The organism is Pseudoalteromonas sp. MER144-MNA-CIBAN-0113 (assembly GCF_040308965.1).
Classification (GTDB): Bacteria; Pseudomonadota; Gammaproteobacteria; order Enterobacterales; family Alteromonadaceae; genus Pseudoalteromonas; species Pseudoalteromonas tetraodonis.
In genome coordinates this window covers 1-237 of record NZ_JBEOOG010000597.1, presented here as the reverse complement: position 1 = coordinate 237, position 237 = coordinate 1, and the positions used below count along the sequence as shown (strand labels likewise).

Genomic DNA, 237 nt, shown 5'->3' with positions numbered 1-237 from the left:
GAGCAGGAGAGGCAGGACGCGGTTTTGCCGTTGTAGCAGATGAAGTACGCCAATTAGCACACCGCACTCAACAATCAACGCAAGAAATTGAAGACACGGTGAGCCAGTTACAAAAAGGCTCAAACCTTGCTGTAGAGCTTATGAAAACAAGCCTTCAAGACAGTGAAAAAAGCGTACAACAAGCAGATGCCGTCGGCAATTTAATGAGTCATGTTATACAAGCTATTAAGCAAATTA

1 protein-coding gene is annotated in these 237 nt (G+C 43.9%); it reads left to right on the top strand.

Features of this window, described 5'->3' with window-relative positions:
* On the top strand, positions 1-237 hold a 237-nt coding region (locus tag AAEY57_RS21090; RefSeq protein ID WP_350608796.1), incomplete at both ends, for a methyl-accepting chemotaxis protein.